This is a genomic window from Acinetobacter sp. MF4640, from assembly GCF_002018895.1.
Classification (GTDB): Bacteria; Pseudomonadota; Gammaproteobacteria; order Pseudomonadales; family Moraxellaceae; genus Acinetobacter; species Acinetobacter johnsonii.
In genome coordinates, this window is record NZ_MVOM01000053.1 from 1 (window position 1) to 26,664 (window position 26,664).

23 protein-coding genes and 3 pseudogenes are annotated in these 26,664 nt (G+C 41.8%); 9 read left to right on the forward strand and 17 right to left on the reverse strand.

The window, feature by feature from the left end:
* Positions 1 to 160 precede the first annotated feature (160 nt).
* The 4 genes from erpA to MF4640_RS15180 form a co-directional block, all read right to left on the reverse strand.
* Entirely contained in the window at positions 161 to 496 is a 336-nt protein-coding gene (gene erpA, locus MF4640_RS15165) for an iron-sulfur cluster insertion protein ErpA (RefSeq protein WP_004697409.1), read from the reverse strand.
* 118 nt (positions 497 to 614) lie between these two features.
* Entirely contained in the window at positions 615 to 1,616 is a 1,002-nt protein-coding gene (locus tag MF4640_RS15170; protein ID WP_171263906.1) for a putative solute-binding protein, read from the reverse strand.
* Between the two features lie 231 nt (positions 1,617 to 1,847).
* Positions 1,848 to 2,858 (reverse strand): putative solute-binding protein, encoded by a 1,011-nt coding sequence (locus MF4640_RS15175; RefSeq protein WP_078390106.1) that lies wholly within the window; start codon positions 2,856 to 2,858, stop codon positions 1,848 to 1,850.
* Positions 2,859 to 3,112: 254 nt separating this feature from the next.
* On the reverse strand, positions 3,113 to 4,123 hold the full coding sequence (locus MF4640_RS15180) for a putative solute-binding protein (protein ID WP_171263905.1): 1,011 nt from the start codon (positions 4,121 to 4,123) through the stop codon (positions 3,113 to 3,115).
* A gap of 231 nt (positions 4,124 to 4,354) precedes the next feature.
* Between MF4640_RS15180 and MF4640_RS15185 the strand changes: the two genes are divergently transcribed.
* A complete protein-coding gene (locus MF4640_RS15185) occupies positions 4,355 to 6,295 on the forward strand; it encodes an ATP-binding cassette domain-containing protein (protein WP_058870656.1) in 1,941 nt (646 codons plus the stop codon).
* A 638-nt stretch (positions 6,296 to 6,933) separates the two neighbouring features.
* Here the strand turns inward: MF4640_RS15185 and MF4640_RS15190 are convergent.
* The 5 genes from MF4640_RS15190 to dnaA form a co-directional block, all read right to left on the reverse strand.
* Positions 6,934 to 7,302: a hypothetical protein gene (locus MF4640_RS15190; protein WP_078390107.1), complete on the reverse strand. Its 369-nt coding sequence runs from the start codon at positions 7,300 to 7,302 to the stop codon at positions 6,934 to 6,936.
* A 168-nt stretch (positions 7,303 to 7,470) separates the two neighbouring features.
* The gene (gene gyrB / locus MF4640_RS15195) at positions 7,471 to 9,942 is read right to left on the reverse strand and encodes a DNA topoisomerase (ATP-hydrolyzing) subunit B (RefSeq protein WP_078390108.1); all 2,472 of its coding nucleotides are present in this window, start codon (positions 9,940 to 9,942) and stop codon (positions 7,471 to 7,473) included.
* Positions 9,943 to 9,994: 52 nt separating this feature from the next.
* Positions 9,995 to 11,077 carry a DNA replication/repair protein RecF gene (gene recF, locus MF4640_RS15200; RefSeq protein ID WP_078390109.1) on the reverse strand — a complete coding sequence of 361 codons (1,083 nt, stop codon included), beginning with the start codon at positions 11,075 to 11,077 and terminating at the stop codon, positions 9,995 to 9,997.
* A gap of 15 nt (positions 11,078 to 11,092) precedes the next feature.
* Positions 11,093 to 12,241, reverse strand: coding sequence for a DNA polymerase III subunit beta (gene dnaN / locus MF4640_RS15205; protein WP_004977721.1), 1,149 nt, complete (start codon positions 12,239 to 12,241; stop codon positions 11,093 to 11,095).
* A 110-nt stretch (positions 12,242 to 12,351) separates the two neighbouring features.
* Positions 12,352 to 13,731, reverse strand: a complete 1,380-nt coding sequence (gene dnaA, locus MF4640_RS15210; protein ID WP_078390110.1) for a chromosomal replication initiator protein DnaA — start codon at positions 13,729 to 13,731, stop codon at positions 12,352 to 12,354.
* A 672-nt stretch (positions 13,732 to 14,403) separates the two neighbouring features.
* Between dnaA and rpmH the strand changes: the two genes are divergently transcribed.
* The 5 genes from rpmH to mnmE all read left to right on the forward strand — a co-directional run bounded on the left by rpmH (position 14,404) and on the right by mnmE (position 18,517).
* Positions 14,404 to 14,538: a 50S ribosomal protein L34 gene (rpmH, locus tag MF4640_RS15215; RefSeq protein ID WP_000831329.1), complete on the forward strand. Its 135-nt coding sequence runs from the start codon at positions 14,404 to 14,406 to the stop codon at positions 14,536 to 14,538.
* Positions 14,539 to 14,571: 33 nt separating this feature from the next.
* A complete protein-coding gene (rnpA, locus tag MF4640_RS15220; protein WP_039890852.1) occupies positions 14,572 to 14,961 on the forward strand; it encodes a ribonuclease P protein component in 390 nt (129 codons plus the stop codon).
* A gap of 9 nt (positions 14,962 to 14,970) precedes the next feature.
* Entirely contained in the window at positions 14,971 to 15,291 is a 321-nt protein-coding gene (yidD, locus tag MF4640_RS15225; protein WP_004977726.1) for a membrane protein insertion efficiency factor YidD, read from the forward strand.
* Positions 15,292 to 15,296: 5 nt separating this feature from the next.
* Positions 15,297 to 17,060 carry a membrane protein insertase YidC gene (gene yidC, locus MF4640_RS15230; RefSeq protein WP_004697434.1) on the forward strand — a complete coding sequence of 588 codons (1,764 nt, stop codon included), beginning with the start codon at positions 15,297 to 15,299 and terminating at the stop codon, positions 17,058 to 17,060.
* Between the two features lie 101 nt (positions 17,061 to 17,161).
* On the forward strand, positions 17,162 to 18,517 hold the full coding sequence (gene mnmE, locus MF4640_RS15235) for a tRNA uridine-5-carboxymethylaminomethyl(34) synthesis GTPase MnmE (RefSeq protein WP_078390111.1): 1,356 nt from the start codon (positions 17,162 to 17,164) through the stop codon (positions 18,515 to 18,517).
* Between the two features lie 44 nt (positions 18,518 to 18,561).
* Here the strand turns inward: mnmE and MF4640_RS15240 are convergent.
* From MF4640_RS15240 to MF4640_RS15255, 5 genes and pseudogenes are all read right to left on the reverse strand, one after another.
* Positions 18,562 to 19,566, reverse strand: a pseudogene (locus tag MF4640_RS15240) (MFS transporter); the annotation flags it as partial.
* Between the two features lie 13 nt (positions 19,567 to 19,579).
* A pseudogene (locus tag MF4640_RS19310) lies at positions 19,580 to 20,053 on the reverse strand (IS630 family transposase); the annotation flags it as partial.
* A 17-nt stretch (positions 20,054 to 20,070) separates the two neighbouring features.
* The gene (locus MF4640_RS15250; RefSeq protein WP_039890557.1) at positions 20,071 to 20,418 is read right to left on the reverse strand and encodes an IS630 transposase-related protein; all 348 of its coding nucleotides are present in this window, start codon (positions 20,416 to 20,418) and stop codon (positions 20,071 to 20,073) included.
* Between the two features lie 36 nt (positions 20,419 to 20,454).
* Positions 20,455 to 20,628: pseudogene (locus MF4640_RS19110) on the reverse strand (MFS transporter); the annotation flags it as partial.
* Between the two features lie 133 nt (positions 20,629 to 20,761).
* Positions 20,762 to 21,028 carry a metal/formaldehyde-sensitive transcriptional repressor gene (locus MF4640_RS15255; protein ID WP_078390116.1) on the reverse strand — a complete coding sequence of 89 codons (267 nt, stop codon included), beginning with the start codon at positions 21,026 to 21,028 and terminating at the stop codon, positions 20,762 to 20,764.
* A gap of 56 nt (positions 21,029 to 21,084) precedes the next feature.
* Between MF4640_RS15255 and dmeF the strand changes: the two genes are divergently transcribed.
* Both dmeF and MF4640_RS15265 read left to right on the forward strand, forming a co-directional pair.
* Positions 21,085 to 22,074, forward strand: a complete 990-nt coding sequence (gene dmeF, locus MF4640_RS15260; protein WP_078390113.1) for a CDF family Co(II)/Ni(II) efflux transporter DmeF — start codon at positions 21,085 to 21,087, stop codon at positions 22,072 to 22,074.
* Positions 22,075 to 22,180: 106 nt separating this feature from the next.
* Positions 22,181 to 22,882: a DsbC family protein gene (locus MF4640_RS15265; RefSeq protein ID WP_078390117.1), complete on the forward strand. Its 702-nt coding sequence runs from the start codon at positions 22,181 to 22,183 to the stop codon at positions 22,880 to 22,882.
* 58 nt (positions 22,883 to 22,940) lie between these two features.
* Here the strand turns inward: MF4640_RS15265 and MF4640_RS15270 are convergent, their stop codons facing one another.
* From MF4640_RS15270 to guaD, 3 genes are all read right to left on the reverse strand, one after another.
* On the reverse strand, positions 22,941 to 23,192 hold the full coding sequence (locus MF4640_RS15270; protein WP_004977734.1) for a GlsB/YeaQ/YmgE family stress response membrane protein: 252 nt from the start codon (positions 23,190 to 23,192) through the stop codon (positions 22,941 to 22,943).
* Positions 23,193 to 23,365: 173 nt separating this feature from the next.
* Complete coding sequence (gene hpt / locus MF4640_RS15275; RefSeq protein ID WP_004697480.1) at positions 23,366 to 23,893, reverse strand: hypoxanthine phosphoribosyltransferase; 528 nt, start codon at positions 23,891 to 23,893, stop codon at positions 23,366 to 23,368.
* Between the two features lie 224 nt (positions 23,894 to 24,117).
* Complete coding sequence (guaD, locus tag MF4640_RS15280) at positions 24,118 to 25,434, reverse strand: guanine deaminase (protein ID WP_078390114.1); 1,317 nt, start codon at positions 25,432 to 25,434, stop codon at positions 24,118 to 24,120.
* Positions 25,435 to 25,762: 328 nt separating this feature from the next.
* Here guaD and MF4640_RS15285 point away from each other — a divergent pair, with 328 nt between their 5' ends.
* Entirely contained in the window at positions 25,763 to 26,236 is a 474-nt protein-coding gene (locus MF4640_RS15285; RefSeq protein ID WP_058870669.1) for a hypothetical protein, read from the forward strand.
* The last annotated feature ends 428 nt before the right edge of the window (positions 26,237 to 26,664 follow it).

The window sequence follows — 26,664 nt, forward strand, 5'->3', positions numbered from 1 at the left end:
TTGCTGGAACAGTCTAAAATGTTTGTTTTGCCTGAAAGAAGATCAAGGCAATGCCCTAGAGTCGTCAAAATAAAGCCTCAAAAGTACCCAAGAAAATGCCAGTCAATTTCTTAACTGACTGGCATTACTCATCATGAGGGCTTTTTTAATCAGATCAGGTTTAGATCGAGAAAGATGAACCACAACCACAGGTCGTTGTTGCATTTGGGTTTTGCACGATGAAACGTGAACCTTCTAAACCTTCAATATAATCCACCACTGAACCGACCAAATATTGATAACTCAATGAGTCAACCAACATTTTCACATCACCATTGATAAATTCTGCGTCGTCTTCATTTTGATTTTCAGCAAAGTTAAAACCATAAGAAAAACCTGAACAACCACCGCCCGTGACATATACACGAAGCATTAAATCTTGATTACCTTCACTGTCACGTAATTGACGTACTTTATTTGCGGCATTGTCGCTTAGTTCAAGTGCTTGGGCATTCATCTTAGATTCCTCAGTTCGGTTCAGCTGTCTTTCAAATCAAAAAGACCATATTTCGAGTATAGCATACTCAATATATGGTCCCTATTTGAATATTTAAAGTCAAATCAGACTAACTTTCTCAAGATTGTTTGTAATTTTCATCCTGTAGTCCACATTCAAAGTTTTTCGCCGCTTGCTTACAACGGAATTGCCATAACAGTTTCATCATTCGCTTATCGTAAATACCGCGGTTGGTGAGATCAATTCGTGCTTCCCGCATCATCTTTTGATAACCGGGTTGATCTGCAGCGGGCACCTGCATCCAATATTTTTGCGGAATTTCAGCTTTCATTTTACCCAAGATACCGAATGCACGTGGCAGCTGGCCTTTGACCCATTCCCGTGATTTTTGTCCATAGCCCGCAGGGAATTTATCCGGACGAATAATGATATTACCTGTGACCTGTAAAATCGGATAATTCACAATCGCCCCTTTCGTCCCCAAGCCTTTATGTAATTCCAACGGTTTAAAAACCGCTGCAGGCGCACCAATAATATCGACTTGACCGTTATTGAACTTTGCACCAAAGTTCGTGACATCAGCACTCACAGCTTGTGCACCAATTTGTTGAACCATGACTTTTTGCGCTTGATCATAGTCTAAAACCGCAATTTTCTTGCCTGCGGCTTTCGCTACGGTATTGATGCTACGGTCATTCACCAATAAAAAGGCATCCCCCACAGGAATCACACCTGCCACTTCATACTTGCCATTGACCATATGTTTAGCAAAAGTGGGGCTAGCCAAGCCTTGCATCACTTTAACCGCTAAATTGAGATCGGGAATCGCACCAATCGCGTCGAGTGAGCCTGTAAACGAATTAAATTGACGCCCACGCATACCTGTAACACTAATGGCATCGCATTTTCCTGCTTTAAAATCCTCAGCAATCACGGCTTCGTTTTGTCCGACCCGCAGTTCAATATCCGCGCCCCAGTTTTTAGCCGCCAACTGATAATCTTTCATCAGGCTATACACATCACCATTTTTACCGACCAAGTCGAATACACAAACCACTTGTTTGGCCTGTGCCATCGCTGTTGCAGAAATGACTAATGTCCCGACACTGAGGCCTTTCATCCACTGTTTCATGCATCTTCCTTTTGACTTATTGTTGTTTATTGTGATGAGCCATTCACTTGTGCTCTTTGTTATTTTTTAATGCCCCGACTGACACTTCACTCGGTTCAAAACCACTCATTTCCTACGCGCTATACAAATTAGTTGCGTCAAATCGATTTAAATCTGTCGATTAAAAGCAAAAAAAGAAAGCCCAATTAAACTGAGCTTTCTTTGATTACACTCGGCAAATTACTCACCGCCCAGTGAGCATTCAAAGTTGGCTTTATCCACCGAGCAACGGGCTTTTTTCAACACCGACATCATTGCTGGATCATAAATGCCTCGTTTGGTCATATCCATCCGACCATCGCGCAGCATTTTTTGATATTTGGTTTTGTCTTCTGCTGTGAGGTTCATTTTGTATTTTGCAGGAATGCCTGCTTCTAAACGACCAATCATTGCGATGCTTTTCGGTAGGTTTTTCACAAACCAATCGCGTGATTTTTGTCCAAAGCCTGCTGGAAATTGATCTGGACGAATCACAAAGTCAGCTGTCACTTGTAGTACAGGGAAGTTAAACATGGCGCCGTTCGTGCCTAAACCTTTATAAATTTCTAGGGGTTTATAAGCATAAGCCGGTGCGCCGACCATATCAACTTGACCATTATTAAACTTCGCCACAAAGTTAGACACATCGGAAATCACTGCTTGCGCACCGACGCGTTGTACCATGATTTTTTGGGCATCGTCATAGCCCAAGACTGCAAACTTTTTACCTGCCGCTTTTTCAATGGAATTAATACTTTTATCGCGCACAAAAATAAAAGCTGAACCTAAAGGTGCAATCCCTGCCACTTCATATTTTTTACCCCCAAGATTGCTCACCATTTTGGTCGCATTACGCTGATCCAATGCAAAAGTAATCGCACGTTGTGCAATGGCATTGCTTGGAGCACCACCCAATGCATCAATAGAACCGACAAATTTATTGTACTGGCGTGCACGCATAGCAGTCATAAACACGCCATCACACTTGCCTGCTTTAAAGTCATTGTCGGCAACGGCTTCATCCTGACGAGGGATTAAATTGATTTCAGCCCCCCAGCCTTTTGCCGCCAAAGCCCATTCTTGCGCCATTTGATAGGACTCACCAGATTTGCCAAGCAAGTCAAATACACAGATGTCCACTTTGGCCGCTTGTGCTGTCGACGCTACACCCAAAGCAGAAAAAGCAGCGAGTGCGAGGGTTAATTTTTTCATTCTTGTGTCCTTGTTCGTTTTGTTGTTTGACAGGTGTCCATACACATGCAAAATATTAAGCAAGTTAAAATTAAAAAAATAGAGCATTTACTCAAAAATCACTGTCAATTGGGCAAATTTTTTTCTTTTCTCTCATTTTTCTTTTCAAAGGATTAGTAAAAGCATTTTAAATTCATCATATTAAAATAAAAATCCTACATCATCCGTTTTACATGAATGATGCTTAATATTACAAAGAAATACAGATTTTCGCCTTATTCACCGCCCAATGAACATTCAAAGTTGGTACGTTCAACCGTACAACGGGCTTTTTTCAACACGCGCATCATGCCTGGGTCATAGACTCCTTGTTTGGTTAAATCAATGCGCCCTTCCCGTAGCAAACGCTGATATTTTTCTTTGTCTTCTTTGCTGAGCTGCATTTTGATTTTACTGGGAATCGCAGCTTCAAGTCGCTGGACCATAGCAAAGGATTGCGGAATTTTTTGCAAAAACCATTGCCGTGATTGCTCGCCAAATTGAGCAGGAAAACGCTCGGGTCTGACAATTAAATCTGCAGTGACATTGACCACGGGAAAGTTAAGCATAGCCCCTTTAGAGCCTAGACCTTTTTCAATTTCTAAGGGTTTATAGGCATATGCAGGTGCAGCAACCACATCGACTTCGCCTGTATTAAACTTTTTTATAAAGTTGGAAATATCCGACATCACAGGTACAGCGCCCACTCGCTCTACCATCACCCGTTGTGCCCGGTCATAATGCAGAATGGCAAATTTTTTACCTTGCGCTTTTTCGATGGTATTTAGACTTCGGTCCTTTACAAAAATATAGGCTGAACCAATCAAGCCAATGCCTGCCACTTCATAACTGTCCCCTTGCAGCGTAGTAGTCATGCGCTTGGTATTTCTGGGATCGAGTACATATTCCACCGCCTTTTGTGCAATTTTATTGCTTGGTACTCCGCCTAAGGCATCAATCGAACCTGCGAACTTGTTATAGGTGCGCGCGCGCATCGAGGTCATATACACCGCATCGCATTTATCATTTTGAAAAGCTTTATCGGCTAAGTCTTCGTCCTGAAATGAAATCAACTGTACCTGTGCACCCCATTTTTTACTGACCAAAGCCCATTCTTCTAAGAATTTATAAGATTCCCCTGCTTTACCCAATAGGTCGAAGACACACACCTGCTGCTTCGCCTGCACCATACTTGAGAAGCCGCACAGTGCTAGCGTCGATAAAATAAAAAATCCTTTTCTTTTCATTATTATCCCTTCATATTTTTTGTTTTACTGGGGAAATATATCTGTGTGCTATTCCTCAATATAGGTCAAAAAAGGTCAACTTTTGGCTTTCCGACCAAAGGTCAAATGGTTTCATCCTCCCCTTATAAAGAAACGCTTAGAGATTTCAGTTCAGATAAATTTTGAATGTTTAGTCTTTTGCTGACGCATCCATTAGAATAGGCGCACCTTTTTCTGATATTTGATAGTTCCATGATTCAGCTTGATCAAGTTTCATTGCGCCGTGGTGGACGAGTGTTATTTCAAAAAGCCTCCATGCAAATCCATCCGGGTTGGAAAGTTGGTCTCACCGGTGTCAACGGTGCTGGAAAATCAACCCTGTTTGCTGCGCTCTTAGGCTCGATAGGTCCTGATGATGGCACCCTAAGCCGCCCTGCCGTATGGACGGTGGCGCACATGGCACAGGAAGTAAAAGCCTTAGATATGGCTGCAATTGATTTCGTCCTGACCGGTGATGAAGAATATTGGAACATTCAACAACAGCTCAACCATCCTGAACAGTTAACTGACACTGAACTGGCTGATTTACATGGCCGATTCGACGAAATTAACGGTTATTCCGCACCCGCTAAAGCCGCTCAGCTTATGGCGGGTCTGGGTTTTATGGAACATCAAAACCAACTCTTAGTTTCGAGTTTCTCTGGTGGATGGCGAATGCGTTTAAACTTAGCGCGTACTTTGATGAGCCGTTCGGATCTATTATTACTGGATGAACCAACCAACCACTTAGATCTCGATGCTATTTTATGGTTAGAAGATTGGTTAAATGCCTATACGGGCACCCTAATTTTAATTTCGCATGACCGCGATTTCTTAGATGCGATTACCAACCGTATTTTGCATATCGAAAATCAAGAACTCACCCTCTATAGCGGTAACTATTCTACCTTTGAAACCACTCGTGCAGAACGCTTAGCACAACAACAACAAGCCTATGAAAAGCAGCTCGAAACACGGGCACATATTCAAAAATATATTGACCGTTTTAAAGCCCAAGCCACTAAAGCACGTCAGGCACAAAGCCGAATTAAACAATTGGAACGGATGCAGCTGCTTGCGCCTGCACATGTCGATACCCCTTTTACCTTTAGCTTCCGTGAACCCACTAAAATGAGTTCACCACTGCTGACTCTAGAACAGGCTGATATTGGTTATGGTGAAAAACTGATTGCCACCAATATCAACATACAAATCACCCCGACGAGCCGGATTGGCTTATTGGGGATGAATGGTGCAGGTAAATCGACTTTAATCAAATCTTTGGTCGGTGATTTACCTTTATTGGCAGGACAACGTAAAGCCTCAGAACTGCTAAATATTGGCTATTTTGCGCAGCATCAAATGGATTCACTGGATGAGTCGGCCAGCCCAATGCTGCAATTGGCACGCATTGCGGATAAAAAAATCAGTGAAGCGACCTTACGTGCCTTTTTAGGCAGTTTCGGCTTTAGTGGCGAACGGATGGATACCCCTTGCGAGAGTTTCTCTGGTGGCGAACGTGCACGTTTGGCACTGGCTTTAATCGTGTGGTTACGTCCCAATGTCTTGATTCTAGATGAACCGACCAACCATTTAGACTTAGATATGCGCCATGCCCTGACCATGGCTTTACAAGACTATGAAGGTGCTGTGGTCTTGGTTTCGCATGAACGCCAACTGATTGCCAGCGTGTGTGATGACCTCATTTTAGTCCATGCTGGAAAATCGACCGAATTTGAAGGTGATCTACACGATTATGCCAACTGGTTACGCCAAGCGCGCCTAGAAATGATTAAACAAGGCGGAATCGTAGCGCCGATCGTGTCTAAAGTCAGCACTCAAAAAACTATCGTTTCAAAGGTTGATAAAGAAGCGCAGCGTAAATTAGCTGCACAGCGCCGTGAACAAACGCGTCCGATTCGTAAAAATATCGAAAAATGTGAAAGCCTATTGGCAAAACACCAGCCACGTTTACTCGACATTGAAAGTTTACTCGGTGATGCTGGCCTATATGACGCTGCACGCAAAGATGAACTCATGAAACTAATGAATGAGCAAACTGAACTTAAAAATCAAGTCAGTGAAGCTGAAGAACAAATGCTAGAGCTGATGATGGAACTTGAAGAACTCGAAAGCTCATTCGAAAACGAATAATCTTTCCTCATACCCCCCTGCCCGCTCTGTTTATGCATGGCGGGCATTTTTATGTCTTAACCATTTTGATTGATTTACTTTGCTGCAACACCAATCGATCTCCCAAAACCTGCCTTTTCGGTCTATGCATGTAATTCAATAGGACATGCACCCACCTAGTCTGAGCATTTTAAAAATATAAGTGATTGAAATTAAAATTTTTTCTTAATAAATAAAGCGATAAATTAATTGATTTTCATTGTTTAGATATTCTTAAAAAGCAAAAGACAAGATTGTTTAATATAGCTTAATTAATTGAATATTCAACTATATACAGCCCTATTTCCGTAAATTTCACAGCTTAAAGCCAAATACAACCTTCACAACAGACAGCGAATATCCATCATGTGCAGACATGCACCTTTCAGCACAACAAGTTTTGAATTTAAAAAGAGAGAATAAATTTAAAAGATCCGATTTAAATTTAAAAATAAGGCAGGGTTTTAAATTTAAAGACCGCACTTAAAACATCTGTGGATAAAATTATACGTATTTTAACACGCGATATAAAGTGCTATTTTTATTTATCCACAGGCCAGTGCTGTTTATTTATTCAGTTGTTTTAGGCAAATCCATCCTCTTTTTTGCGCTCTTTTTCCTTAATTTAATACAGCTCTTTGCGCCTTTAAAAAACGTAATTCTTGTATTTTCCAACCCTGATTAAAGACCCATGTTTCTTGGACTTGTTGGCGATTTTCAACCAAACCAATCAACACCTGACAGCGTGTTTGGTCACGGTTAAACTCAAATTCTTCAAATTCGACGTCGGGTTTTTGAGGTTTCCAAACGCCATTTTTCACAGCATGTGCGATCTTTTCATAGCGCGTATAGTTACTCTCTACACGATCAGCTTGTTCATAGACCACTTTAAAATGCTCATCTTCATATTGAGCTAAAACTTCATAATTGCCCGTAAAAAATGCATTCACCCAAATGTCGCGTACTTGTTCTAGTTGATTATCCATCATAATGACCTCACATTTTGCACTGTGCAAAAGACTTGATACTCACATCATGACATCGCTATAAGTCAGTTTAATAACAGTGTGCATTGCTTATATTTTATTCAAAATCATAAAAAATGCTGTAAAAAAAGCACCCCGTAGGGTGCTTTTATCGCTTATTTTGTAAAGCGCTTAGGCATCAATATCCGCATTCAGTGCATTTTCTTCAATGAATGCACGACGTGGCTCCACATCATCACCCATCAAACAAGAGAACATACGATCGGCTTCTATCGCATCCTGAATGGTGACTTGCAACATGTTGCGGTTTTCAGGATCCATGGTTGTTTCCCAAAGCTGCTCCGCATTCATCTCACCCAAGCCTTTATAGCGTTGAATCATCATGCCACGACGTGAATCAGACAAAATATGCTGCCATACCTGATGGAAGTTGGTGACTGCAATCTTACGATCACCTTTTTGTAGGTATGCACCATCTTCAAGCAGCGTAAACCAACTCTTAGAGTTTTTCAACAAACGCGCATATTCACCAGAACCCAATAAACCTGCATCTAATAAATAGCTGTGCGGCAGATTGTGTACATAGATGGTGATATGAGGTAAGTAAGTCTCGATCTTTTGACCATCCGCCAGTTCTTTTTCAAACGTTTCTAAGCTTGACTCAGGACGCAAGCTCGGTTGAATCTCTGCCACAGCACTGCGCACTTGTTCAGCCCATTGCTCGACATAAGCTCGGTCATGGTTTTGATCAAGTTTAAAGCCTTCAACCGAAATCAACGCATCTAAGACACTGGCAGGATAACGTACAGTTAAACGCTGTAGGCTCTTCTGAGACGTTTGATAGTCTGCAATCACATTCGCTAAAGCTTCACCACGGATTGCAGGTGCAGCGTCACTGATATGCAATTCAAGCTCATCAATCGCGTTTGAAATTAAATAGGTTTCAAGCGCATCATTATCTTTAAGATACTGCTCTTGCTTGCCTTTTTTCAGCTTATACAGTGGTGGCTGAGCGATATAGATATAACCACGTTCCACCAGTTCAGGCATTTGACGGAAGAAGAAGGTCAACAACAGCGTACGAATGTGCGAACCATCTACATCTGCATCGGTCATGATGATGATTTTATGATAACGCAACTTGTCCGGATTGTACTCTTCACGACCAATACCACAACCCAATGCCGTAATCAGCGTGCCGACTTCTTGAGATGAAATCATCTTGTCAAAACGCGCACGTTCCACGTTTAGGATTTTACCTTTCAACGGTAAAATCGCTTGCATCTTACGGTTACGTCCTTGTTTAGCTGAACCGCCTGCAGAGTCACCCTCGACCAGATACAATTCAGACAAGGCTGGATCTTTTTCTTGGCAATCTGCGAGCTTACCTGGTAGGCCTGCAATATCCAACGCACTTTTACGGCGTGTCATTTCACGCGCTTTACGTGCCGCATCACGGGCACGTGCCGCATCAATGATTTTGCCTGCAATCGATTTTGCAGCTTGCGGGTTTTCAAGCAAATATTCAGAGAATGATTTATTCATTGCCTGCTCAACCGCAGGTTTCACTTCACTGGAAACTAACTTTTCTTTGGTTTGTGAAGAAAACTTCGGATCAGGCACTTTCACTGAAACAATCGCAGTTAACCCTTCACGTGCATCATCACCAGAAACCGCTACTTTCTCTTTTTTGAGTAAGTTTTCATTTTCCATGTAGCTGTTTAAACCACGCGTTAATGCCGCACGGAAACCCGCTAAATGCGTTCCACCATCTTTTTGTGGAATGTTGTTGGTAAAGCAACGTACGTTTTCTTGATAGGTATCATTCCACTGCAACGCCACTTCAACACCAATACCATTTTCAGCCTGTACGGTGAAATGGAAAATGTCATTCAGATGGGTTTTGCCTTGGTTAATATATTTCACAAACTCAGACAGACCGCCTTCGTAGTCAAACACATGTTCTGCATGAATACGCTCGTCACGCAAAACAATGCGCACGCCCGCGTTTAAGAAAGACAATTCACGTAAACGACGCGCCAAAATATCAACATTGAAAATGGTTTGGCTAAAAGTTTCAGCACTTGGCCAAAAACGGACAGTTGTTCCTGTCGTATCCGTATCCCCCACAACAGTCAGTGGGTAAACCGGATCACCGTGTTTATATTCTTGTTGATGAATATGACCTGCACGATGAATCGTCAGTTCCAACTTACGTGACAAGGCATTCACAACCGATACGCCTACACCATGTAGACCACCTGAAACCTTGTAGCTATTGTCATCAAATTTACCGCCTGCGTGCAGAATGGTTAAAATCACTTCTGCGGCAGAAACCCCTTCTTCAGGGTGAATATCGGTCGGAATACCGCGCCCATTGTCCGATACGCTTACAGATTCATCTTCGTGAATCGTCACCAAAATTTCATCACAGTGACCTGCAAGCGCCTCATCGATCGCATTATCCACCACCTCAAACACCATATGGTGTAAGCCTGAACCATCATCCGTATCGCCAATATACATACCCGGACGTTTACGTACTGCGTCCAATCCACGTAATACTTTGATACTAGAGGAATCATAAGCTTTTTCTGTGGTTTGTTCCGTTTGAGAAGCAGCTTGTTGATCTTTTGAACTCATGGTTTCTCCCTAGCGAAAAATAGGTCTATCCCGTGATGGGTAAAATCTAAAATCATTGTGCGACAACTTGAACTTGACCGTTTTCAACACAGAATAATTGATAAGAAATAGATAAATCATGTAAGTGATTTTTGACTGATTCATACTCTAAAGTGGTAATAAAAACTTGACTACCCAGTTGGCTCAATCGCTCAATTAAACGTTGTTGTGCTGTTAAATCTAATTCTGCTGTCAGATCATCTAATAATACCACAGTTTCCTTATTACAAGCATGTAGCATTGCAATCTGTGACAGTTTTAAGGCTATGATTAACAGCTTTTTTTGTCCACGTGACAGTACGACATCAGCATCGCCAAGGCTTGTTTTTAAACGCAAATCTGCCTTGTGTGGACCATACTCGGTATAGCGCCGTTCAAGGTCTTTTTGATGGTGACTTTGCAGGTCATTCAGTAACCCTAACTCGGTATGAAAGCCAGGGCTATATTCTAACTGAACCTCGATATCTGGCAGCAGGTGTTTTAAATCTTGCTCAAAAAAGCCCTTCCACTGCTCCACAATGCTGACGCGCTGCGAATGCAGCATTTCCCCATAATCACCAAGCATTTTGTTCCACGGCTCCAAATCTGCCAGACTTAGATTCCGTCGTGTTTTTAGTAAACTATTACGCTGTTTTAATGCCCGTGAATAATATTGCCATGCATGATAAAACTCAGGTTCCACGTGGAACATCAGCCAATCTAATAGTTGCCGTCTAGGCTTGGCACCATGATCAATAATATCGGTACTTTGCGGATCAATCAGTTGCAAAGGAAGGATTTTAGCCAATTGACCTTGAGTGGCAATATTGTCGCCATTGACCTTGATGAGCTGTTCACCAGACAACAGCTTTTGCATCCCTATTTTTTCAGAACTGGATTGGGCAAAGACAATCGCGTCTTGGGTATCGGTTTGAATATAGTGTTTCGGAATATGGGTGCGAAAGGAACGCCCTGTCGCCAGCAGATGAATGGCTTCTAAAATTGAGGTTTTACCTGAACCATTTTGTCCATAAAAAACATTAAACGGTTGCAATCCATGGAGAGCAACCGTTCTGAGATTTCGAACACGTTCGATGTTTAAACGCGTGATTTGCATGCCTAAACCTAGGGCTTAAACACGCATTGGCATGACCACATAGGTCTGATCTTGATGGGCTGGATCTTGCACTAGAACCGATTGATTTGCTTCGGTCATCGTCATTGATACATCATCACCATCCAATGCACCTAAAACTTCCAAGATGTATTGGGCATTAAAAGACATTTCCATTGGCGCATTATTATATTGAATCGCCAAATCTTCTACGGCTTCGTCTTGCTCTGGGTTATTGGCACGTAGCTGCAAAGTATCTGCGGCAAAGTTTAAGAACACACCACGTAGTTTTTCATTACTTAAAATCGAAACACGTTGTAAAGATTGCTTAAAGACATCATGTGCAATTAACACATTTTTATCCCCACCACGTGGAATCACACGACGATAATCAGGGAATTTACCGTCAATCAGTTTAGTGGTGAAACGAACCGTTGTATCCCCTTGTTCTTTGTCACGGCTGGCAATAGAAATGGTCACATTCAATAGTTCACGACCAATCAACAACGCCAATTGTTCATCTTCAATGCTCAATAAACGCTGTAGTTCACCCACCGCTTTACGTGGAACAATCGCTTGAATCAATTGAGTGGCATTTGAGCTAGCAACAGTTTCACACAGAGCTAAACGGTGGCCATCTGTGGTCACTGCACGCAGTTGATTATTATCAATTTCGAGCAAGGTTCCTGTGAGATAAAAACGTACATCCTGCACCGCCATAGCAAATGCAGTTTTTTCAAATAGACGCTTTAATTCACGCTGTGTCACCGCAACTTGCGTGCCTTGCGTGTTCTCTGTGGTCAATAACGGGTAATCTTCAGCGGGTAAAGTCCCCAACACAAAACGGCTATTACCGGACTTTAAGATACAACGTTGATCTTCAGTAATTTGTAGGTCTATCAGTGCTGCAGTCGGTAAAGATTTGCAAATATCCATCAGCTTACGTGCAGGAACTGTGGTTTCACCCGCTTGCAAACACGCCCCTTCCGCAAGCGTGGTACTTGCAACCAATTCAACTTCTAGGTCTGAACCTGTAATCGTCAAAGACGCTTGGCTCACTTGCACTTTAACATTTGAAAGAATATTTAAAGTATGGCGACGTTCAACCGCTCCTACGACATGTGATAGAACATTAAGTAAGCTTTCTTTCGCGATTTTTAAACGCACGATACATTCCTCGAAAAACTGAAGATAAAATAATAAATAAATGTGTTTTTAGCAGTGTACTATGCGGCAGAACATGCCGCATTGCAAGAATAGAATTTGAGCAATTTCGCTTAACTTTGCAGCAAGCGTTGCAAGTTTTTATAGTCCTCATTGAAGATCGGATCTTCATCACGCAGACTTAAAACTTTTTCACAAGCATGCATGACAGTACTGTGATCACGACCGCCAAAGGCCATACCAATTTCAGGGAAACTGTCGCCAGTTAACTCACGTGCCAAGCCCATTGCCAATTGGCGTGGACGAGCATAAATACGGGTACGTTTAGGCCCAACCAACTCTTTGAGTGGGATTCTAAAGTACTCACTCACCACACGTTGAATATTTTCAGTACTGATGGTTCGCGCACGAATGGCCAAGACATCTTTTAAAGACTCACGCACAACATCCAAATCAATGGCTGTGCCCTTAAAGCGTGAAATAGCCACCACTTTATTCAGTGCACCTTCCAATTCACGTACGTTTGCAACCACTTGTTGTGCAATAAATAATGCACAATTTCGCGGTAATTCCACATCATTGCTTTCTGCTTTTTTCAGCAAAATTTCAATACGAGTTTCAATATCTGGTGGCTCAACCCCAACCGACAAGCCCCAAGAAAACCGTGAAACCAAGCGTGGATCTAATTCCGTTAATTCTTTTGGATAACGATCAGAAGTCAGAATAATTTGCTTAGATTCATCTAAAAGTGCGTTAAAAGTATAGAAAAACTCAACTAAACTTGCCTCTTTACCCGCCAGCAAATGAATATCATCGACCAACAATAGATCTAATGATCGGCAATTTTTCTTAAACTCTTCCACTTTGCCTTGTTGTAAAGAACTAACAAAATCTTGAACAAAGCTTTCTGCCGTCATATACATGACACGTGCATTGGGTTTGGCTTGTAACAAGGCATTGCCCACCGCTTGCATTAAGTGTGTTTTACCTAAACCAGTGGGACCATATAAAAATAAGGGATTGTGCTGAGAAGCACCTAACTGAGTTAAAACCTTACGACACGTTTCAGCAGCCATTTGGTTTGAACGACCTTCCACAAAAAGTGAGAAGGAAAATAAAGGATTTAACTGGCGTTTACGGCTGTTTTTAGAATTCCCTTCTTCTTTTTCTTTTTTCGAACGTACAACAGGTGCTGGAGCAGACTCTAAAGCCGCAGTCGTCGTTGCAGGTTGCTCACTCGCAGATAAAATTGCACCCGGGCGTGAATCGACTAAAATTTCAACTTTACGTACACGCCCTTCAGAGAGCTGCTCCACTAAAATTGTAATCAACTCTAGGTGATGTTCTTGAATGTAACGTGTCCAATAGGGATTGGGAGCATAAAGACGTAGTGTGTCATTTAACTCTTCTGCAACTAAAGGGCGTATCCACATTGTAAAGACATTCCCAGAGAGCTCTTGTCGCAAGCGAGTTAAGCAGTCCGTCCAAAGCATGTGAAACCCCTATTCATTCCATCGATAATTAATAAAAACACTATGTACCCACCGAAGCGGGTCGCCATTCTAACCAAGTTATCCACATCTGTCATGGAAAATTCTGCAGATATTGCTCAAAAAGCCTGCTTATGAAAATAAATTTAAATTCAAATACTGGTGTGGATAAGTTTATCTGCAAACTGTGGATAGAATATAGCACAAAGTTATCCACAAACTATTAATTTCATAAAAACAATCTTATCCACACCATATTTTATTGTTTTATAATTAAAAAAGTGTCATTTCCACAGAAAAATACCACCCTAATAGTAATAAATTTAAATTTATAAATTTGAATTTATTTATAAGAGACCTGTTTTCTGGGGATAACTGGAGATCCAAAATGAATTTAAATTTAAAAACATGCACAGCAAGTGAATTTAAAGACTTGTGGATAATTGTGTGGGTAATCTTGTTGGTAACTTATATCACTTTAATAAACAATAATCTAGGTTGTGTATAAGAAAAAAGTGCAGTTGTTTAAATGTTATCGAGAAAAGAGCAAGCTCAAGCTGCTGTTACAAATAAAAAGGCTTAATTTCACAAGAAAATCGGTTTTCCATTGACAGCTCAAGCAATGAACACTAAACTCGCGAACCTTCATTGAATGATCATTTTTGGAGTTTCGATATGAAACGTACATTCCAACCATCTGAATTAAAGCGTAAGCGCGTTCATGGTTTCCGTGCTCGTATGGCTACTAAAGCTGGTCGCCAAGTATTAGCTCGTCGTCGTGCAAAAGGTCGTCACAGCTTAACTGTTTAATCAATAGTTAACGCTTAAACGATTTTGGGTGTTATGACTACACTTTATGGCTTCAGCACAGAGGTTCGTATTCGCTGTGCTGCCGATTATAAGAGTGTCTTCGATGGTGCGCTTTTTAAAGTGCATCAGCCCCATTTCTTATTTCTAGCAAAACTGACCGAACAACCTCAAAGTCGTTTGGGTATTGTTGTTGCTAAAAAGAAAGTGCGTCGTGCACACGAAAGAAATAGAGTAAAACGTTTGGCTCGCGAAAGTTTTCGCTTGCATCAACAGCAATTAACTTTAGATATTGTGGTTATGCCTAAAATGGGGATAGAAACAGTGCCTAATGCAGAGTTGCACCAGCAATTACAATTTGCTTGGCAAAAATTACAACGTCTTGCCAAAAAGCATCAAAAAATAGCTCCCTCCCTGCAAAAGTAGAGATGGCCAATGGTCCGGTTACTGCATTGGTTAATTCGATTTTATCAAATTGCGATTAGTCCTTTACTTGGACCGCGTTGTCGTTATATCCCTACATGTTCTCAATATTCATTGGAAGCAGTCCATACACATGGTGCTGTGCGTGGTGTGTGGTTGGCTACTAAACGTATTTGCCGTTGTCATCCTTGGGGTGGATCGGGGTATGACCCTGTTCCAAACAAAAGGATTCGTTTTATCTCTTTTCAGCAAATAGATTCTCAAAAGCATCTGGTTGCTGTACCCTTTCGTGATTGTTTCTTGAACCAAAATCACTCTAACCACTTGGGGTAATCGATATGCAACAATGGGCCAGGTTTGCCATTCTCGGGGCCATGTTTGTTGTCGCTTATTTGCTCATTTTGGCTTGGCAAAAAGATTATGGACATGCTGAGACTCAGCCACAGCCACAACAGGCTGCAGCAGTTTCACATGAAGTATCTGCAGATTTGCCAAATGCTCAAACGGCTTCAGCAGCGTCTGATATGCCACAAGCAAATATCGCGACTCAGCAACCAGCTACAGAAGCAAAAGCATCTGTAAATCAACAGCTTATTTCAGTACAAACTGACCTTTATCATCTTTGGATTAATCCTAAAGGTGGTGATATTGTTCGTATTGAATTGTTAAACCATGACAAGAGCAAAGACAGTAACGAAGCATTTGTCATGCTTGAAAGTGATGCAAAACGTACTTATGTGGCGCAGTCTGGTTTAATTGGTCTTAATGGTCCAGACAGTAACCGTAGCGGTCGTCCAATGTATGAGATTGAAAAATCTGCTTATACATTGAATGATGCCAAAGCGGTTCAAACTGAAGATGGAAAAAGCATCAAAGTGTTAACCGTACCGATGGTACTGAAAACAGCTGATGGTGTGGAAATCATTAAAACCTTTACCTTTAAGCAAGGTGAATATCCTGTTGTTGTGAACCATAAAGTGGTGAACCGCAGTGGTCAAAACTGGCAGGGTCAAATGTTTGGTCAACTCAAACGTGACAACTCTGATGATCCAGGAAAATCGGATCAAGGTATTTTCACGCTGGGCACTTTCTTAGGTGGTGCTTGGGGTTCGCCTGAAGAACATTATAACAAGCTTAAATTTGCTAACTTCAATGAAGAAAAATTGAATGTTGAAGCGAAAGGCGGCTGGGTTGCTATGGTTCAGCACTACTTTGTGAGTGCTTGGATTCCTGGTGACTTAAAATTGACGCAAGCCAATGGTCAACCTTATGTCGCGAAATTAGAGTCGCGTAAGTCAACGGATGATATGAATATCATTGGTTTTACTTCGCCGACGATTACTGTGCCTGCTGGTACAGTGGCTGAGATTGATGCGACTTTCTATTCAGGTCCTAAAGTTCAATCTGAGTTGAAAGAGCTTGCAACAGGTTTAAACCAAACTGTTGATTACGGTTGGTTATGGCCAATTGCGAAATTATTGTTCTTGGGTCTTGAGTTCTTCCACGGTTTAGTGGGTAACTGGGGCTGGGCAATTATTTTGTTAACGGTCTTGGTGAAACTGATTCTTTGGCCATTGTCGTCTAAGAGTTATCGCTCAATGGCGAAAATGCGTGTCATTGCACCTGAAATGCAGCGTATGAAAGAAGAGTTCGGTGAAGACCGCATGCGCTTCTCTCAAGAAATGATGGCACTGTATAAACGTGAACAAGTCAATCCGCTTGCGGGTTGTTTGCCATTGTTATTACAAATGCCAATCTTCCTTGCGTTGTACTGGGTGTTGATGGAGTCTGTTGAGCTTCGTCATGCGCCATGGTTACTTTGGATTCAAGATTTGTCAGCGATGGATCCGTGGTTTATTTTACCGCTGTTAATGGGCGCAACGATGTTCATTCAGCAGTCTTTAAATCCACAACCGGCTGATCCAATGCAAGCGAAAGTTTTCAAAATCATGCCGATTGTTTTCACAGTCTTTATGTTGTTCTTCCCTGCGGGTCTCGTGTTGTACTGGATTGTCAACAACAGTATCACGATTATTCAGCAGACCTTGATCAACAAATCAGTTGAAAAAGACCGTTTGAATAAGGAAAGTGCGTCGAGTTAATCGAGGCAACTTTTCGCGAAAAGCTGAATAAATCCGCTTAAGATGGTAATCTTAGGCGGATTTTTCATTGTGTGACTTTTAAGATTTTTTAGGTGAATGTTATGTACAACCGAACCACGATTGCTGCCATTGCAACACCACCTGGGCGTGGTGGTGTGGGGGTCATTCGCCTATCTGGTCCCAAGTCTTATGAGATTGCACAGGCCTTGACCCAAAAAGATTTACCGAAAGCTCGTTTTGCAGGTTTTCGCCAGTTTTATGATGCATCTGGCGAAGTGATGGATGAGGGCTTAGCGATTTGTTTTCCGAACCCGAACTCGTTTACTGGTGAAGATGTGGTTGAGTTGCAAGGTCATGGTGGCCCTGTCATTCAAAATGCCTTACTGGGGCGTTTGTTGGAGCTCGGTGCGATTGCAGCAAAAGCCGGTGAGTTTTCCATGCGTGCTTTTGAAAATGGCAAACTGGATTTGGTACAGGCTGAAGCGATTGCTGACTTGATTGATGCGACGTCTCAAGCGGCTGCACGTTCTGCGGTACGTTCATTACAAGGCGCATTTTCAACTAAAGTGAATCGTGTGTTGGAGCAATTGATTCATCTACGTTTGCATGTGGAAGCTGCGATTGATTTTCCTGAAGAAGAAATTGATTTTCTTGCGGACGGGAAAATTTTAAATCTTTTAGATGGTGTTACGTCTGCTGTGAATCAAGTGCAACAATCGGCTCGTCAAGGACAGTTGCTGCGTGAAGGTTTACAAGTGGTGATTGCAGGGAAACCGAATGCGGGTAAGTCATCACTGCTCAATGCATTAGCGGGCATTGAACGCGCCATTGTGACGGATATTGCAGGTACGACGCGAGATGTCTTACATGAAAAAATTACCCTGAATGGTTTACCCATTACCTTAACCGATACTGCGGGTTTACGTGAAACCGGCGATATTGTAGAAAAAGAAGGGATTCGTCGTGCCATTAAAGAAATTGAGCAAGCCGACCTGTTACTTTTAGTCTATGACTTAAGCCAAGGCGAAGACCCACTCAAACTGGCGCAAGAATATTTTGCTGAGCATATTGAACCGAAACGTTTAATGCTGATTGGTAATAAGTGTGATTTGATGGAAACAACATCGCATATCGAAGATTTTAATGGCTTCCGTCATATTATGGTTTCGGCAAAGCAAGAAACTGGCGTTCAAGCACTCATAGAAGCGATTACAGCGCATGCAGGCTTCCAGCCAGAAGAAGATACCTTTATTGCGCGTACACGCCATTTAGACGCAATGAAACGTACTCAGCTTTACCTTGCTGAAGCGCGTGAACAATTGGTGGTGTATAACGCAGGTGAGTTGGTCGCAGAGTCGCTACGTTTGGCGCAAAATGCCCTCGGTGAAATTACAGGGGACTTTAGTGCGGATGATTTGCTTGGGAAAATTTTTGGATCATTCTGTATTGGAAAATAACACTGCTATTGATGAAAAAGCCCTCTGATCAGGGCTTTTGATCTTTAAGCCAGACGTATACTGCCCTTATGCGCAAACCACAGATAAAAACACAATAAAGCGATGACAATGCTAAAGCTAATGACCCCGAAACTTAATCCAAAGTGATCTGCCAGATAACCCACAGCTACAATAGGCACAATCGTACCCAAATAACCAATAAAAAGATAAGTCGACATCACCGCAGCACGATTCTCTAAGCTGGTCATGGCATGAATGAGACCAAAGGAACCAATCAAGGTCAGGCCATGTCCGACACCAACGAGAAAATCACTGATAAAGAAAAATGCACTCAGTTGAAATAGCATACACAGCGCCAAAATGCCTAAGCTTGCAATCAAGGTAATTAAGCCATAGTTGAGGCACTTATATGCAGGAATACTTCTGGCAAAATACTGCACCACGGCAGAGACAATGAGAATGCTGGTAATGGCTGAACCGCTGATAAGGGGGCCGTGCCACGGCAAAATATCCCGCACAAATGACGGGGATAAGGATGCAAATAAACTAAACGCGGCAAAGGCACTAAATGCGGTAAATCCAACGATCAAAAACAACTGATGATATTGCACTTCTGGTCGGAGTAGCTTTGGGGCAATACTAAAGGGCTGTGCGGTAAATGTGGGAGACTCAACCCAAAATAAACCAAAGAAACACAGTACAGCACCAAGAATGACCGGTAGATAAGGGCTGACCAAAGGGTATTCTGAAAATTGAGCTATCAGGCCACCAATCAGCGGGCCTAAGCCAAAACCTACTGCGGTAATAATCGAACTGAGCTGCGGCGCAATCTGTTGATGGCTTTTGGGCACGGTATACATCAGTCCCAGTAAGGCCGAAGTGGTCATCAAACCAGATGCAATACCAATAATAAAGCGCCCCAAAGATAAGATGAGAGCATCAGAAGCATAAGCGGAAATCACCAACCCGATGCTGATAAACACCAACCCTACTTGTAAGGTGCGTAAATAGCCAATGCTATTACTGGTCCGGCCGAGAAACAGTAAAGTATAGTCAAACCGCTTAATTACCCATACACTCGTTAAAGAAACGACTAAAAAGCTTATCTATTGAGTTAACCAACCATTTTTTCCTTTTTGCTTTCACCCATGCCCACATTTTTTCAATAGGATTAAGGTCAGGACTATAAGGTGGTAACCAAAGTATTTGATGCCCATGTTGGCTTAATAGATCTTGTATATCTGGTCGTTTATGGAAGGCTGCATTGTCCATGACAATTACACTATTCGAGGGTAGTTCTGGTAATAAAAACTGATCTACCCAAAAATAAAATACATCCGAATTTACTTTGCTATCAAATAAACCCACTGCAAATAACTTACCCTCATGGATTGCTCCTATTGCATTGGTTTGATTTTTTAATTGCCAATTATATGTTCCATAACAAGGAGTTCCCTGTTTTGAATAACCATGAGGTCTATGTTCATGAGATTTAAATCCACTTTCATCAAGATAGATGATCGGGTGTTGATACCTTAATCGGTTTAAATCTTTTAAATACTGCTCTCTGAGTTCTGTTTTTGCTTTCGGGTGCCGTAAGGTCTTTTTTTAACTGTAATATTTAGACGCTTGAGCGCATCTCCAATTGTAGAAGTAGCACAACCAAAACGAGCAGCGCGTTCATATTGATAATCATCGGGATATTGCTCAACATCTGCACGTAAGGCATCATCATCAACTTTAGATGGTTTTCTTGGTCGAGTTCTTTTTATTTCGATTCGCTTTTTCCATTCGACAATTGTATTTTTATTAATTTCGAAGTGCTGAGCAACCGCTCGGATAGATTGACCTTCTTCAAGCTTGGCTAATATTTTTTTTCTAAAATGTATTGGATAACTCATATCAGTATTGTATTGGTTTTTTGACGTGTTGACTATAGCGAGACAACCAAACATATAAGCCACAAAAATATAGGTGATCTGACTCGGCACCAGATGCCATAAGGCTTGATACAGCGGGTAAAGTGGACTGGCTAAGGCAGTCCCCATCGTTCCCATCATTAAGGCGAGGCTGACCATACAAAATGGACGCCAAGAAGTGCTTGTTGTCATGCAAATGCCATGCGGCTCTCTCGGTCAAAACAAGAATATTTTGATGCCCAAGAGAAAAAGGATAGAGAGCAACAGTGTATCGGTTTGTGGAAAAAATGGTCAACTAAAAACTTGAAAAAGAACGCAATAAAACTTAGCCATAGCGTTTCAGCAGTTTTAAGAACTCAGCCAACTCTTCTTCATTGACCTGTTCAGCTTGTGCTAATACATGATGGCGTAAGTGTGCTTCAACCAGTTCATTCATCAGCCCATTGACCGCGCCTTTAATAGCAGCGACTTGTTGTAAAACGTCGATACAACTGGCATCGGGATGTGTAATCGAGAGTTCAACGGCGTTGACCTGCCCTTGTAAGCGCTTCACACGGCTTAAAATTTTTTTATCTTCATGCAAATGACTCAACACATTGCTCCAAAAATAAATATACTAAGGGGGAGTATATTGGTGAATGATTTTAAATGCAAAATACCCCATCACGTCAGCATACGCATCATTTTGATGACGGTAATCCACTGGCACAAAAACGGATTTTAATGGCGACCATTTTAACGGCAGTCATGATGTTATTAGAAGTGATTGGTGGATGGATTTTCCAATCAATGGCTTTGCTGGCGGATGGTTGGCATATGAGTTCGCATATGTTGGCACTGGGTTTGGCTTATTTTGCTTATCGTGCTGCACGGCATTATGCCCATGATCAGCGCTTTAGTTTCGGCACATGGAAAATTGAAATTCTTGCAGGTTACAGCAGTGCTATTTTGCTGATGATAGTGGCGGGTTTTATGGCTTTTCACTCGATTCAGCGTCTATTCTCGCCTGTACAAATTCATTATAACGAAGCGATTCCAATTGCGATTTTAGGCTTATTGGTGAATTTAATCTGTGCATGGTTGCTGCACGATGGTGACCATCACCATCACCATCACCATCACCATCACCATCACCATCACGCTCATGATCATGATCATGCATCAGAAGTACATAGCCATCATCATGATTTAAATCAGAAAGCTGCATTTATGCATGTAGTGGCAGACGCAGTGACTTCCATTTTTGCCATTATTGCGCTGATTTTTGGTAAATATTTGGGCTGGGATTTTCTCGATGCTGCCCTTGGAATCGTAGGATCAATACTGGTAGCCAAATGGGCATTGAGCTTAATGCAAGAAACGGGAAAAACCTTGTTAGATGCTGAAATGGACCATCATGTGGTGGATGAAATTCGAGAGATGGTGGCAGAACTACAGCATACGACCTTGACCGATTTACATGTTTGGAAAGTAGGTAAAGGTAAGTTTTCCTGTATTTTGGCCTTAGAAACAACGGTAGACTTAACTGCGGATCGCGTGCGGGCAATGCTCTCGATTCATGAGGAAATTGTTCATGTCTCGGTGGAAATTAATAGCAATGCTCTCACTGTTCCACGTGAAACTTTGGCCAGTTCATAAGCAAGGCGTGTTGGGTTTCGGTAAAGCCGTGGAAAAAATGATTCAATGCTTGAATAATACGCTCTACACTAGCGCCGTGGTTCTCCGATTGAAAGAGCAAAAAGTGATGATAAAAAAACTGGGTTTGGCACTACTCACAAGTGCAATTGCAAGCATGAGTATGGCCAGCGTAGAAAGTGTTCAAGCCAACTTAAAAAAGAATTATCCAAATATTAATGTTCAAAATATTCAAAAAACAGAAATGTCGGGCATTTATAGTGGATCTTTAGATGGCGAAATTGTGTATTTAGGCGAAGCGGCTGAGCATGTGATTGCAGGTTCGATGGTACGCTTAAAAGATCAGAAAAATTTAAGTGCTGCCTTATATGTGCAACAAAACTCGATTGATTGGAACAAGCTGCCGCTAAAAGATGCCATTAAAAGCGTTAAAGGCAACGGCAAACGCCAATTGGCGGTTTTTTCAGACCCAAACTGTCCTTACTGTAAGCAGTTAGAGGCTGAGCTGAATAAACTGAATGATGTGACCATCTATACCTTTATTTATGCCATTAAGGCGCAATCGATTGCACCGTCGAAACAAGTATTTTGTGAAGCAGATCCTGCCCTCGCATGGAAAAATTTGATTGCGAAAGGGACTCAACCGACGTCGAAAAAACCGTGCGCCAATCCAATTGAGCGCAACATTGAACTCGGTCGTAGTCTGGGTTTACAAGGGACGCCTGTGGTTATTTTCTCAAATGGCTTTAAAGTGAATGGTGCTGTGCCTTCAACCACCATTGAAAATATGTGGCGTGAACTGGGCTTATAAGAGTTCAAAGATACATAAAAAAAGCACCTGAAACGGTGCTTTTTTTTAATGGCTGAGTTTAGGTTTTTTTGGTGACCATGTTGTAAATGAATAGAATAACGATAGCCCCAATAACTGAAGCAATAAAGCCTGCGGCAGAGCCTTCACTATATAGACCAAGTAAACGACCACCATAAGTGGCTACGAGAGAACCTGCAATCCCCAGTAAAGTGGTGACAATAAATCCCGCTTTGTCATCGCCAGGATGGATAGCACGTGCGATGAGACCTGCAATAAAACCAATCACGATTGCAACAATAAGTGACCACATGAGCCAGCTCCTTTTTTTATCATGTCTTTGTTTTTACATCATGTGCAAAAATATCATCGGGCATAATGCTGCTGTGCAGTAGAGCAAATCTGCTAAAAACTGTATGTTTTATGTACTTAGCTTATGATAAAAATAAAAAAAGTGGCCTTCGCCCACTCTTTTATCGATTGATCTTAAAGACCAATTTCACCAATAAATGGCAAATGACGGTACTTTTGGTCGTAGTCTAGGCCATAACCCACAATGAATCGATCTTCGACATTAAAGCCTAAAAACTTCACATCGAGTTCAATTTCACGGCGTGAAGGTTTGCTGACTAAGGTACATAGTTCAATTGAGTTGGGAGAGCGTGTTTCTAAAATTTCTAATACTTTGCTCAAGGTGTTGCCTGAGTCGATGATGTCTTCAATGACCAAGACATCTTTACCGCGAATTTCACCGTCTAAATCTTTTAAAATTTTTACATCACGTGAAGATACCGTACCGCCACCGTAGCTCGAAACCGTCATGAAATCGAGTTCATGGGGTTTTGAAATGGTACGACATAAGTCTGCCATGAAAATGACTGAACCACGTAATAAACCAATCAGTACGAGTTCCTTATCACTGTTTGCATAATGCGCATCGATTTGTGCACCAAGCTCTTTTACTTTCGCTTGAATCTCTTCAGTAGAAATCATTACGCTCATTTGAACGGTCATGGGTAGATACCTAAAAATTAAAAAAAATCAAAAATAAAAAAGGCGTTGACCTGCAACACCTCTATATATGCATTAATTTTAATATATCTCTAAACGAGATGCACCCCTTTTGCCCGCTGAAAATGTAATCATTTCATTGCAGGCGGGATGCAGCTTGGTTTAGAAGCGAAAATCAAAGTTGTTTCAAAACTCGATTAGCTGCTTAAATTTTCGCTATTTGCTACTTAATTTTGCACATAGGCTTTCTGACCAAAAATATAAGTCGCATGAATATTACGGTCATCACCCATGGTCATTAGGGCAAATAACGCATCTTCAATCCCTTTTGCACGTTGTTGACGTAATGCTTGCAACGCAGTTGCTTTGAGATCGAGCACCACAAAGTCGGCTTCTTTGCCCAAATTAAAGTTACCGAGTTTATCATCCAAGCTCAGTGCTTTGGCACCGCCCAGCGTAGCGTGGTAGAGCGATTCAAACGCAGACAATTTATCGCCCTGAAGCTGCTGCACTTTATAGGCTTCATTCAGGGTTTGTAGTTGGTTAAAAGAGGTCCCTGCACCAATGTCTGTACCCAGCCCAACTTTTACCTGCTTGTCCCAAGTCTTATTCAATGGAAATAAACCACTGCCTAAAAATAGGTTGGAGGTCGGACAAAAAGCAATGGCTGAATCCATCTGATGCATGCAGTCCCACTCAGCCTCTTCTAAATGCACGCAGTGGGCAAAGACCGAATGCGAACCGGTTAAGCCAAAGTGATGATAAACATCCAGATAACCTTGCTGCTCAGGGAATAAGTCTTTCACCCAAGCGATTTCATTTTTATTTTCACTTAAATGCGTATGCACATACACATCTGGGTATTCAGCTTTGAGCTGCCCTGCTTTAGCCAGTTGCTCTGGTGTTGAGGTTGGAGCAAAACGTGGCGTAATCGCATACAAGTTACGGCCTTTGCCATGCCATTTTTCAATCAGTGCCTTAGAGTCTGCATAAGCACTGTCAGGTGTGTCGCACAGATCTTCAGGTGCATAACGGTCCATCATGACTTTACCTGCGATCAGACGCATCTGGTGCTGCCCTGCCGCTTCAAATAGTGCATCTACCGATTCGGTATGTACAGTACAGAAGACCAAGGCTGTGGTGGTGCCATTTTTTAGCAGTTCTTGCACAAAGAATTGGGCAATCCGGTCGGCATAGGCTTTATCTGAAAATTGTAATTCAGTTGGGAAGGTATAGGTATTGAGCCATTCAAGTAGCTGTTCACCATAGGCCCCCACCATTTCTGTTTGTGGAAAATGAATGTGGGTGTCGATAAAGCCCGGCACAATCAATTGTTCAGGATAGTGCTGAACCTCGACGCCAACAGGAAGGTGCTGTTGCCCCTCCTGCCAAGATCCAAACCATTGGATTTTGCCATTTTGGCTAATCAGTAAACCATCTTCTACGTAACGCACTTGGTCGTGAATTTCACGCGCTTGGGCAACCGTATTCTGAATATCTAGGAAGCGACCGCGAACCGCCGTCGTTGCAACTATAGAAGACATTTTAAACCTGCGTTTTGACTTTTTTTCGATTGATTGTACCGTAAACTGGATTTTTTTCACGGCTATTTACTGAAGTTTTTATGTGTGTTGTGAACGCTAGATTTTAAATGGAAGACTGGAGCAGTATTTTCTAAAAAATTGAACTGTTTTGAGGCCAGTCATGTACCTGTGCCATCGATAAGATCATGATTTTTTATGCAATACATAAGCACAAGCTTTGAGCTTAAATGATTCAATCTATTCGCAAAATTTTGTTGAGAAAGTCTTTATCTTTAAATGCTGAGTCAGTACAGTGTCGGCATTGATAAAATAAGAGACAATGACCGGCATGTATTTTTGGAATACCAAAGCATTAGCACATGAATTATCTAGTAATACCCTCGATAAAAAGCATTATAAAAATTACTACTTAGTCACAGCGTTGCTGGTTTCAGTGGTGTATTACTACGGCATGTATTCGCCCTATGGTGATGTCCGTGTGATTGGTATCGAGGGACTTCTGACTTTATTGATTATGTTTATCGGGATTCAAAGCGCTTACAAAGCCAATGGCGGTGATGAGGGTGAGCATTTCTTAGGTCGAATCACAGCGTTGTCTTTTCCCATTTTGGTACAAACCACTGTGGCTGGTGTTGTATTTGGTGCAGTGTTATTGGGGCTTTATTTTGCATTTAATCTAGAAGGCACGGCGTTTGACGATTGGTATGAATGGACTATTTCGCTGTTTACCATCTTCCTGCAAATCTTGTTTTTCACGCGTTTAGTGTCTTATATGAAGCGGGTTAAAGCGCATACCATTTAAGCTTGAAAAAAATATTGTCTTCGAATGTATGCCTGCCAGTTTTAGAGTTGACAGGCATTTTCTTTTTCAATCTAAACTTTATTTGATACACGGAAGCGTCATCCGCAACCTGCGTAGTGTTTGGAATAGATTGTTTTTGCAACACAAATTTTTTAATTATAGAAAGTGAATAGGTTTTGCGGAGGACAAATGCGTTCCTTACGAAGCTTCGCTTCTCATTTGGCGAAACAAAAGAATAATTGAGCTCCCAGTATCGAACTTAAAAAAGATAAGACTCTGTCGTGAATAATGAACCGTACCAGGTTTGTCGGAGACTTTTTTATTTAAGTTAGGCCACCTGACCTAACGGGTTAATCTTATCATAGTACATTGCTTCAAACTCAAAAGGCGATACATAACCCAGTGCACTGTGTACACGCTGTTTATTG

Excerpts from the sequence above, each read along its gene's own strand:
- erpA (WP_004697409.1), bottom strand. The coding sequence starts at position 496 with ATGAATGCCCAAGCACTTGAACTAAGCGACAATGCCGCAAATAAAGTA.
- MF4640_RS15170 (WP_171263906.1), bottom strand. The coding sequence starts at position 1,616 with ATGAAAGGCCTCAGTGTCGGGACATTAGTCATTTCTGCAACAGCGATG.
- MF4640_RS15175 (WP_078390106.1), bottom strand. The coding sequence starts at position 2,858 with ATGAAAAAATTAACCCTCGCACTCGCTGCTTTTTCTGCTTTGGGTGTA.
- MF4640_RS15180 (WP_171263905.1), bottom strand. The coding sequence starts at position 4,123 with ATGAAAAGAAAAGGATTTTTTATTTTATCGACGCTAGCACTGTGCGGC.
- MF4640_RS15185 (WP_058870656.1), top strand. The coding sequence starts at position 4,355 with ATGATTCAGCTTGATCAAGTTTCATTGCGCCGTGGTGGACGAGTGTTA.
- MF4640_RS15190 (WP_078390107.1), bottom strand. The coding sequence starts at position 7,302 with ATGATGGATAATCAACTAGAACAAGTACGCGACATTTGGGTGAATGCA.
- gyrB (WP_078390108.1), bottom strand. The coding sequence starts at position 9,942 with ATGAGTTCAAAAGATCAACAAGCTGCTTCTCAAACGGAACAAACCACA.
- recF (WP_078390109.1), bottom strand. The coding sequence starts at position 11,077 with ATGCAAATCACGCGTTTAAACATCGAACGTGTTCGAAATCTCAGAACG.
- dnaA (WP_078390110.1), bottom strand. The coding sequence starts at position 13,731 with ATGCTTTGGACGGACTGCTTAACTCGCTTGCGACAAGAGCTCTCTGGG.
- rpmH (WP_000831329.1), top strand. The coding sequence starts at position 14,404 with ATGAAACGTACATTCCAACCATCTGAATTAAAGCGTAAGCGCGTTCAT.
- rnpA (WP_039890852.1), top strand. The coding sequence starts at position 14,572 with ATGACTACACTTTATGGCTTCAGCACAGAGGTTCGTATTCGCTGTGCT.
- yidD (WP_004977726.1), top strand. The coding sequence starts at position 14,971 with ATGGTCCGGTTACTGCATTGGTTAATTCGATTTTATCAAATTGCGATT.
- yidC (WP_004697434.1), top strand. The coding sequence starts at position 15,297 with ATGCAACAATGGGCCAGGTTTGCCATTCTCGGGGCCATGTTTGTTGTC.
- mnmE (WP_078390111.1), top strand. The coding sequence starts at position 17,162 with ATGTACAACCGAACCACGATTGCTGCCATTGCAACACCACCTGGGCGT.
- MF4640_RS15250 (WP_039890557.1), bottom strand. The coding sequence starts at position 20,418 with ATGAGTTATCCAATACATTTTAGAAAAAAAATATTAGCCAAGCTTGAA.
- dmeF (WP_078390113.1), top strand. The coding sequence starts at position 21,085 with ATGCAAAATACCCCATCACGTCAGCATACGCATCATTTTGATGACGGT.
- MF4640_RS15265 (WP_078390117.1), top strand. The coding sequence starts at position 22,181 with ATGATAAAAAAACTGGGTTTGGCACTACTCACAAGTGCAATTGCAAGC.
- MF4640_RS15270 (WP_004977734.1), bottom strand. The coding sequence starts at position 23,192 with ATGTGGTCACTTATTGTTGCAATCGTGATTGGTTTTATTGCAGGTCTC.
- hpt (WP_004697480.1), bottom strand. The coding sequence starts at position 23,893 with ATGACCGTTCAAATGAGCGTAATGATTTCTACTGAAGAGATTCAAGCG.
- guaD (WP_078390114.1), bottom strand. The coding sequence starts at position 25,434 with ATGTCTTCTATAGTTGCAACGACGGCGGTTCGCGGTCGCTTCCTAGAT.
- MF4640_RS15285 (WP_058870669.1), top strand. The coding sequence starts at position 25,763 with ATGTATTTTTGGAATACCAAAGCATTAGCACATGAATTATCTAGTAAT.